3 protein-coding genes are annotated in these 2,871 nt (G+C 39.6%); all 3 read left to right on the forward strand.

What is annotated here, in order from left to right:
* Nucleotides 1-257 precede the first annotated feature (257 nt).
* Entirely contained in the window at nucleotides 258-803 is a 546-nt protein-coding gene (locus AAF462_11375; protein ID MEM7009723.1) for an IPTL-CTERM sorting domain-containing protein, read from the forward strand.
* A 160-nt stretch (nucleotides 804-963) separates the two neighbouring features.
* Complete coding sequence (locus AAF462_11380; GenBank protein MEM7009724.1) at nucleotides 964-1,977, forward strand: IPTL-CTERM sorting domain-containing protein; 1,014 nt, start codon at nucleotides 964-966, stop codon at nucleotides 1,975-1,977.
* Between the two features lie 177 nt (nucleotides 1,978-2,154).
* Nucleotides 2,155-2,871, forward strand: a 717-nt coding sequence (locus AAF462_11385) for a hypothetical protein (GenBank protein ID MEM7009725.1), incomplete at its 3' end; no start/stop codon positions are given.

Consider the following 2,871-nt stretch of genomic DNA (forward strand, 5'->3'; position numbering starts at 1 on the left):
GTCGGAAAACAACACAGAGACAACAATTCACCAAGTTTGGGATGCTCCAAAGTTTCAACATGTGGCTCAATAATGAAGACAGTTGAATTTGTATTTAGCTCTGCTCAGCAAGTCGAACAATCATAAGCGATTTTGGCGATCCTGCTCAGGGAATTGTTGGCAGTGATCCCGCAGACCTGATTTTAGACGGCACAGGCGGCGCCTATGTAACAGATGAAGATGGAGGAGAGAGTTCAGGAAGAGGGGCTGTATTCCATGTGGACCTAACGTCAGGCAACAGAACGCTTATTAGCAACTTCAACAATCCTGCTCAGGGTCCTATCGGCATAAATCCTTTTGGTATTACTATGGGCAGCTCTGGAAATTTACTGGTCACTGATGAGGACATAACGCAAGGACCTACAATTAACGGTTCTCTTTTAGAAGTGGATGTTGTATCAGGTTTTAGAACAGTAATAAGTGATTTTGAAAATCCAGCGCAAGGTCCTTTAGGCAATGAGCCTCAAGGTATTACCACAAACTTATTAGGGCAAGCTCTGATTGCTGAGAGGAATGGGCAATCAGGAGGAGGAAGAGGGTTTCTATTTCTAGTAGATACTACTACAGGTGATAGAACAATCATAAGTGATTTTGGAAATCCAGCCCAAGGCCCACTTGGATCTGATCCAACTGGTATTGCATACAGATTACCACTTAGGAATGTCCCTACACTATCTCAGTGGGGTCTAATCGCAACAGCTGGCTTATTAGGAATCATCGGATTTTTAGTAATTCGGAGAAGACAGCTAGCAACAAATAAATAAAAATTTACTATAGGGGGCCTAACAATGGCTCCTTATTTCCATCCAAAAGAATTCAAACCTCCTCGTCCGGTTCTGATCTAAAAAAGTATGATTGTTATATAGATGCTGTATGATAAGATTGTTTTATATTAATATAACTATCAACTAGTGGAGGCTGTGAATGAGAAGTTTACTTTTCAGTATATTTTTAATATTAATTTTGGGATTATGTTATTCAACGCTAAGTTTTAGTGCTTGCGAACAAGGGCCTCCTGATACAATTAATTGTGGTACATCAGATCCTAACCCCGATCCAGATGGAGTACAGTTCAACATTCCAAATGATCTTATTGTCAATGTGACTGCGGGTGGAGCAATCGATACAGCCCTTCAGCCGGGGCTAGATCTGGATGCAATACAAGTTGGTACCGGAAATAATATCATCTTACTCCAAAATGCATTTGTAAGAGGGCAAGATGCAGGGATTATGTCGGGTAATGACAATCCAACTCACGTAACAATTAACAATTCAACATTGATTGGAGTAACTGACGTGGCGATTAGACTAGGTCTGGGCAAAAACAAAATTACTATTATTGATTCTACAGTTCACACCACCGATGATAATATTATTCAATTATTTGATAATGAGGAGGTTATAGAACTTATCAATTCAGAGCTGAGGGTCTTGGATCCGGACTCAGGTCTTAACGATATTTTAAGCGCGCGCGGCGGAAATGACACTGTGAGTATTGAGAATTCATTACTTGTAGCTACGAGTAGTATCAATTCTCCTCAAGGGCTTAACATGGACGATGGCAATGACACAGTTATCTTAAAAAACAGAGTTGTAATGCAAACAAACACTCCAAACGGCTTAATAAACGGCTTAATAGATTGCGGAGAAAATTTTCAAGAGGAAGATTTTGATACAATCATTTTTGCAATGAATGTGCCTTCAAATCAGCTCTCAGAAATTACAGCAGAAATAGAATCTAAAAATCCCTCAGCAGACAGCATAATCATAAACGGGCTTTTTTATGAGTGGGTAGATTGTGAGGAACTAGTCCCTGAACTAGTTGCTGGCTCCGCTATCCCTACCCTATCTCAATGGGGACTCATCGCAACAGCTGGATTGCTAGGAACCATCGGATTTATAGTAATCCGCAGAAGAAAATTTATCACAAATAACTAAATTAAACTTAACTATAGGGGGCCTAAACATGGCTCCCTATTTACATCTAAAAGAGTTCAAATCTCTTTATCGGATGAAGTGTGTTATTGCTGCATCCCTGATTTACACTTCAAATACATTGTTATCAATATTTAGATATGCTAATATAACCCACAACAAAACAAAGGAGGGAGTGCAGTGAATAGAATTATTCCTTTACTTATTGTTCTACTCGTATTATTTACTCCAGTTGCATTTGCTCAGATACAAATATCTGAAGTAGTTCCCAATTCTTTGACTAATGTCGAAGGTGATACACAAAGTGGTTTGGTCTTTGATTGTTTAACAGCATTTAGGCCTAGCATGAGGTATCAGCAAGTTTATCTTAATTCCCAGATTGTAGACAGACCTGCTGAAATTATTAGTATAAATTTCCGTCCAACTGAAGACCAGCCCACATTAACACCTATGGTTATACCTCAATTACAAATCGACATGTCTATAACTCAGACGGATCCGGGTGATCTTGCCCTAACATTCGCTGACAACCTAGGACCTGTTGTAACTACAGTATATGATGGTCCCTATACGGTTGCTTTTCCATCATGTGGAAATGGACCATGTCCATTTGATGTTAAGGTTCCACTTCAAACTCCATTTATGTATGATCCCAGTCAAGGCAATCTGATTATTGATATAAGGGTTCCTGAGTGTATTGACCTTGGTCCCGGTGTATTTATGGATGCGACTGATTTCAACACATCAGATTCATCGAAAGTATTTACAAGCAACACAAGTGTTGACGACCCACAGGGCGATCCAAATTTCTTAAATGATGGTGGGTTTGTTACACAATTTGAGATGATTCTTTCTCCACGTAATGTACCTACCCTTTCTCAATGGGGACTTATCGCA

It is taken from the genome of Thermodesulfobacteriota bacterium (assembly GCA_039028315.1).
Lineage (GTDB): Bacteria > Desulfobacterota_D > UBA1144 > Nemesobacterales > UBA2774 > CR02bin9.

What these genes read in the sequence shown, in the direction of transcription:
- AAF462_11380 (MEM7009724.1), top strand. Translation starts at nt 964, where the DNA reads ATGAGAAGTTTACTTTTCAGTATATTTTTAATATTAATTTTGGGATTA.